At 58.4% G+C, this 6,061-nt stretch carries 4 protein-coding genes; all 4 read right to left on the bottom strand.

From position 1 onward, the window contains the following. Positions 1 to 1,767, bottom strand: a 1,767-nt coding sequence (locus tag AABO57_26865; GenBank protein ID MEK6289351.1) for a glycoside hydrolase family 3 N-terminal domain-containing protein, incomplete at its 3' end; no start/stop codon positions are given. 34 nt (positions 1,768 to 1,801) lie between these two features. Beyond that, a complete protein-coding gene (locus tag AABO57_26860) occupies positions 1,802 to 3,628 on the bottom strand; it encodes a sodium:solute symporter family protein (protein ID MEK6289350.1) in 1,827 nt (608 codons plus the stop codon). A 145-nt stretch (positions 3,629 to 3,773) separates the two neighbouring features. Further along, positions 3,774 to 4,643, bottom strand: a complete 870-nt coding sequence (locus tag AABO57_26855) for a D-alanyl-D-alanine carboxypeptidase family protein (protein MEK6289349.1) — start codon at positions 4,641 to 4,643, stop codon at positions 3,774 to 3,776. Positions 4,644 to 4,874: 231 nt separating this feature from the next. Then, entirely contained in the window at positions 4,875 to 5,807 is a 933-nt protein-coding gene (locus tag AABO57_26850; protein MEK6289348.1) for a thermonuclease family protein, read from the bottom strand. Positions 5,808 to 6,061: the final 254 nt, after the last annotated feature.

Raw genomic sequence — 6,061 nt, 5'->3', positions numbered from 1 at the left:
TGACGGGGCGCTCTTCGTGGCGGAGTGGCCGATCGGATAGAACCCCGGCAACTCGATCGGCAGCTTGCCCTTGAATTCAATCTCGCCAAACACCGCTTTCAACGCCGCTTCTTCGGCTGCGGGGTAGTATTCGTAAGCCAAAATGTAAGTCGGAAGCTCCGGAACAAATGATAACAAGTACGGGCTGCCAAAGAGCACAAAAGCGAACGGCTGCTTGATAGTAGACAGATGCTTTAACAGGTTGATCTCACCCTCGCTCATATCGATCGAGCCTTTGAAAGACGAGACTCGAATAAACCCGTTCACGATGACCGCGTCCGAGAACGCCGCAAGCTTCTTGATTAGATCGAACTCGGCCGGCGACGTCTTGTCCGTCACATAGACGTGTATCGACTTTGCATGGCGTTTAACCAGCCCCTCGAAGAATGCGCGGCCCGGTACTCCATCGCGCCAGCCTTCGCTGTTATCAACCATCGAGATGAACAACACCTTCTGTTCGGGTGCCAGCTTCAGCGGCAACACGTTCCGCTTGTCGCGCGCCAGGGTGATCGCGCCTTCGATGATCTGTTGCGCCGTGCGCTGATGCTCGTTCGTGCCAAGGGCGCTATCAAGCTTGCCGATATCGACGAAGCGATTTCGGTCGAGCCCCAGCTTCGCCTTTGCCGTCAGTATTCGGCGGACCGATTCATCGATGCGCGACTCTTTGATCTCGCCTGAGTCGACTGCGCGCTTGAGACCAAGAAAGGCCTGCTCGACGCTCGGAGGGTACAGCACCACGTCGGCGCCGGCCTTCACCGCGCGAACCGCGGCCTCACCTTCGGGATAGTGAGCCGTCAGGCCGCGCATGTTCATCGCATCGGTGAAAATCACGCCGTTGAATTTTAATTCGCCTCGCAACACGCCGGTGAGCATCTTTGGCGAGAGCGTAGCGGGAAGGTTGTCGGTCTCGATTCGCGGCAAGGCTATGTGGGCGCTCATCACCCCGCCCACGCCTTCTTCGACGGCCGCTTGAAACGGGGGCAGCTCGATGGCATTCAAGCGCGCGCGATCGACGTCGATGATGGGCAGCTCGAGGTGAGAATCGGTCGAGGTGTCACCGTGACCGGGAAAGTGTTTGGCGGTGGCCATCACGCCGTGCTCCTGCGAGCCTCGTATGTACGCGCGAGCCATCCGAGAGACGAGCTGCGGGTCACCGCCGAATGAGCGGATGTTGATGATCGGATTGCGGGCGTTGTTGTTCACATCGACTACCGGATAGAAGTTGACTTGAACACCCATAGCCCGCGCTTCTTCAGCGGCGATGCGGCCCGACTGGTAAGCAAAGTCGGGATTCGCGGTTGCGCCCATCGCCATCGCTCTTGGAAGCCGCGTCGCCCCGATGTATCGCAGCCCGACCCCGCCTTCGAAGTCAGCGGTGACCCACAGCGGAACTTTAGCCAGCTCTTGCAGGTGATTGATGAACAGCGCGACTCCGGCGGGCTCGTGCAGGATGTTCACTTCGCCGAGCATGTGATAGCCGCCGACATGAAACTGGGTGATATCGCGGCGGGCTTGTTGAAAGGTCTCGCTGTCCTGACTCAGGAACATTCCGACGGCCGCCGGGATGATGAGCTGACCGATCTTCTCATCAACCGTCATCGAGGCGAGCGTTTTCTCAACCCAGTTTGGTTCCGGCGTACCGGGCTTTGTCTTTTGAGCCCCGACGGCAGGCAGAGAAGCGAGCACGCTCGAAGCGCTTAACACTAGAGTGAGCAGGATTCTGATCATCACCACGAGTTGATCTCCTATTACGCGACGAATCCTAGGGCTGCAAAGGCTCGGCGGCGACGCTTGCGACCGGCGCCGCTGCATCCAGAGCCGAATGCCAGACTGCCCGCCGAAGGTTTCGCATGATAACGGCCCCGGCGATGGCGCCGCCGAGAAGAAAGGCAGCACCTTTTAACATCTCGCCAAAAATCAGATAGCCGATGCCGAACAGAAACCCGTATATCAATACGCATCCAAGGAACCAATTTGCAAACTGCACAGCGAGACCGCCGGACACGTTGGCCGGCGCGGAGCCAGTCTGTGCCGCAACGCGCTTCCACCCGGGACCTTCCGGTTGAACTCTGCGATAGAAACTTATCAGCTTCTCCATTGGTTCCGCGCGAGTCAGCAGCGTCGTCGAGACCCATACCAGCGTTGTCACTCCAACGGTGACCAGCATCAGGTACGCAAACTCCCTCGGATGATCGCTATCCCACTTCACGTATAGCTGCAAGAACAGCGAGCATGCGGCGGCTGCGATCATCGCCGAGACTTCAGACCAGGCATTGATACGCCACCAAAACCAACGCAGCACCAGCACCGTCCCGGTTCCGGCTCCAGTCACCAGCAAGAGCTTCCAAGCGCCGCCGATCGATTCCAGATTGAAGGTCACGATGAGCGAGACGATCATCAACAAGACCGTCACCAACTGTGAAGCGATCACGTAATGACGCTCGCCGCCGTCGCGCTTGATGAAGCGCCGGTAGAAGTCGTTGATCACGTAGGAAGCGCCCCAGTTGAGTTGAGTGCCTATAGTGGACATGTATGCCGCGGCGAACGCGGCGAGCATGAACCCGCGCAGGTAGGGCGGGAACACGTTGGGGTCCATCAAGGTCATGATGTAACCGGACTCCTTGTCCGCCAGCTCGGGATAAAGAATGAGGGACGCCAGCGCGGTCAGTATCCACGGCCACGGTCTCAGCGCATAGTGCGCGATGTTGAACCACAGCGTCGCGAGAAGCCCGTGGCGTTCGTCCTTAGCGGAGAATATTCGCTGCGCGACGTAGCCGCCGCCTCCCGGTTCAGCTCCGGGATACCAGCTCGCCCACCAGATCACAGCAAGATAGGTGAACAGCGTGATTCCGGGCATCCAGACCGAGTCAAAGTCGGGAAAAAATGAAAGCCGTGACCCCGGTTGTCCGGTTGATGCATCAAGCGCGGCGATCTTCATTTTGAGAGCATCGATCCCGCCCACCGCGCGCACTGAAAGAACCGCGAGCACGATGACCATTCCCATCTTCAGCACGAACTGAAAAAGATCGGTCACCAGAACTCCCCACAAGCCCGAGATCGTTGTGTAAAACGCCGTGAAGATCAGTATTCCGACGACGACTGTTACGGCCCCACGCTTGTCGAGGCCCAGGGTGATCTCGAGTATCTTGACCATCGCCAGGTTGACCCAGCCCATGATGATGCAGTTGATCGGTAGGCCGAGATAAAGCGCCCTGAACCCGCGCAAGAACGCCGCCGGTTTTCCTGAATAACGCACTTCGGCGAACTCGATGTCGGTCATCACTCCGGCTCGTCTCCACAGTCGAGCGTAGAGAAACACGGTCAACATCCCGCTCATCACGAAGTTCCACCACAACCAGTTTCCTGCGATGCCGTTCTTGGCGACGAAACCGGTGACTGCAAGAGGGGTATCGGCTGCAAAGGTCGTTGCCACCATCGACGTGCCTGCCAGCCACCACGGCACGTCGCGGCCCGATAGAAAGAACTCGGTTGTGCTGCCGCGCGCGCGTCGAGCGTAATAGATGCCGATGCCGAGATTGAACAGGAAATAGGCCGCGATCACCGACCAGTCGAGAAGAGATAATTTCACCGGGTTGACCTCGGGGTTCGGAGAACCAGGCGGCGATTCTAATTAGATGGAAGAAGGGAAGTCAACTGAACGTGCTGTTTCTCGGCAACGGAGTTACTACTTATCGCTGAGGAGACTTTGTTTACAGCGGAGTCGCGAAAGAGAACTAGCTCGTCGCGTTGCCGCGAGTCATGTGGGCTACGCTCTGACTCTTCCCGCGTGAAGTCGTGTCTTTAATTGCCGTCGCCTCGGCTTGCAACCGCCGTTTCGCGGGACTTTGAGCGCGGTTAACCGCGACTTTGTTTGCCGGCTTCTTGTGCGCCCTGGTCTTCACGAGCTTTATCTGGCACGTTGTCTGAGTTCGGGTGATCGCTTGCTGCACCGTGCGATAGCCGTGCTTTCGCGGGTTGGCTTCAAAGTGCGCCGGATCCGCCAACCCGTAGCGCCAGTTAAATCCGTTCTTGCGCATTATGCCAACAATGCGAAGGCCCTTCGGCGTGAGCCGTTTTGCGCCGCGAGGCCCGGCGGCGATGCCGGCCATGTCGACGGCGAAGCCAGCTTCGTGCATGGATTTTCCGGCGGGCAACGCGCGATAGAGCCCGGGGTTCGCCCGCCGGCAGCGCGTGCTCAGCGAGCATCGGCGGAGTTGTGCCTGATCCTCTGATGAACGCCACACGCTTGTTATTTTCGGCTTAATACCGGCGCGTTTCATGTCACGCAGCGCGGCTTTGTAGTTCTTGGCGATTTTCGGATCGACGTAGTTCTTCGGATGACACGGAAGGTTCTTTGCGTTCTTGCCGCGCTTGGCGAGCGCGCGAGCCTTTCGGTTCCTGGCAAGCTCCGCGGAGCAAGGAGCACAGCTTCGCGCACGACGCGCCGCGGGAGTTTTTGATTCGAGCGATCGCGTGTGGTTAAGAGCTGGCGACCTGACAGCCGCGCGTGATGACTTGTTTGACGGGCGTGCAGCAGATGCATCTACAAACGCCAGAAGTGAAAGCGTGACTGTCGTACAGACAGCAACCGATCGTCTGTCCATATCAGATCCCTGTTCTCGTTGTATTGTCCTGCGGGCTTTTTGTTCTAGGCCGGGGGGCCGGCTACTCCGCGTCGAGGATCATGCTGGTAGGGGGACAATCCGCAAATAGTATAAGGCATCAGTCAATAGCGTAATCTGTGGCGGCCTGGGAGCGCAGGCATACCTGCCTGCTTCTTCCCGCGCAAACGCCAAGCAGGGATGCCTCCGCTCCCAGAGGCGGTCAGGCTGGTCTTAAGGCGCCTTGAGAACGGTTGAGGCATAGCAGCGACTGCACGAAGTGTACCCTTCAGACTTCGCCTGAGACAGCCCGACCGAACGCTTCTTCTTATCCAGAAACTCACACCCCGATTTGTGATACATCTTGTCGCCAGGCGACACCCACACGCTGGGTTCCCCCGGAGTGCTCGTCGATCCCGAGAGAGCCGGGATGTTGACGCCGAAAGCGGACGGAGGGAGCGGAGAGAGCTTCTTCGGCTTGTCTTCGGCCGATGGCTGCGGTGAAGTAGTGGTTGTCGTAGCGGAAGCGAGCGCCGACGCGGACGACGAGGAAGAACCCCACACACCTCGCATCGACTGCATTGCTTCACGCTCGTAACCGCGAAAGTCGTTGGCCAACTTGAACTGCTCGGATCGCACCAGTGCGAGGCCCTGTTTCACCATCTCGCCATTGATGAGCGTGCCATCGCGCGTGTACACGTACGCCAACGTCTGTCCCGAGTCGTCCTTGGTGCGGCCATCTGTCGCGTCGAATTCAAGCCGCACTTCCTGTGAGAGCAGAGTCTTCTCGACGAAACTCAAGGCCCGCTGTCCGTGGACGCCATATATCTCGCGGGGCGATTTGCCGTCGGGTGTTTCGATGCCAATCATCCGAACAGGACCGACGCTCTCTACGTCGATTGTGTCGGCTCGGACAATGCGCGTGACGCGGTGGAACCCGCTCGGAGTATCGGCGCCGGCCTGGCGCGCCGGCGGCCGAGTTTCGCTAATGGGAGGCAGCGCAGAGGCTTCTTTGCGAGTTGTGTATCTCGCGGCTAGAAAGCCTCCGGCGAAGCCCGCTATCACGGCCAGCCCGACATAAGCTAGGAGATGGCGGCGATCGACTCCGATGTTCCATCTCGGAGGCAGTTCTTCCGTTTCAAATTGTCGCTGCTTAAACTGTAACATCGTGCATACTCACTCGGCGGGGGGCGCATCCTTCACGATCGGACGGTTGAACAAGCTGAACACTGTAGAGGCTAGTTTCACAAGACGGAATTGTCTCACCGGTTACGCCGGGAGTCAATATGTCAATTGATTTCACCTAATAAAAATGCGGGTTTCCCGCACTTTTTTAGTTGCAACTTCCTTTCTGGTGTAGTAATCTCGCGTCGCACTACATCCCCTGTTTTGCTGGCTCGATTAAGGGGCGGCCAAAGCAG

It is taken from the genome of Acidobacteriota bacterium, from assembly GCA_038040445.1.
In the GTDB taxonomy this organism is placed as follows: domain Bacteria; phylum Acidobacteriota; class Blastocatellia; order UBA7656; family UBA7656; genus Onstottus_A; species Onstottus_A frigus.
Note: the sequence above shows the minus strand (reverse complement) of the source record. Positions and strands in the feature narration are given on the sequence as shown.

What these genes read in the sequence shown, in the direction of transcription:
- AABO57_26850 (MEK6289348.1), bottom strand. Translation starts at nt 5,807, where the DNA reads ATGTTACAGTTTAAGCAGCGACAATTTGAAACGGAAGAACTGCCTCCG.
- AABO57_26855 (MEK6289349.1), bottom strand. Translation starts at nt 4,643, where the DNA reads ATGGACAGACGATCGGTTGCTGTCTGTACGACAGTCACGCTTTCACTT.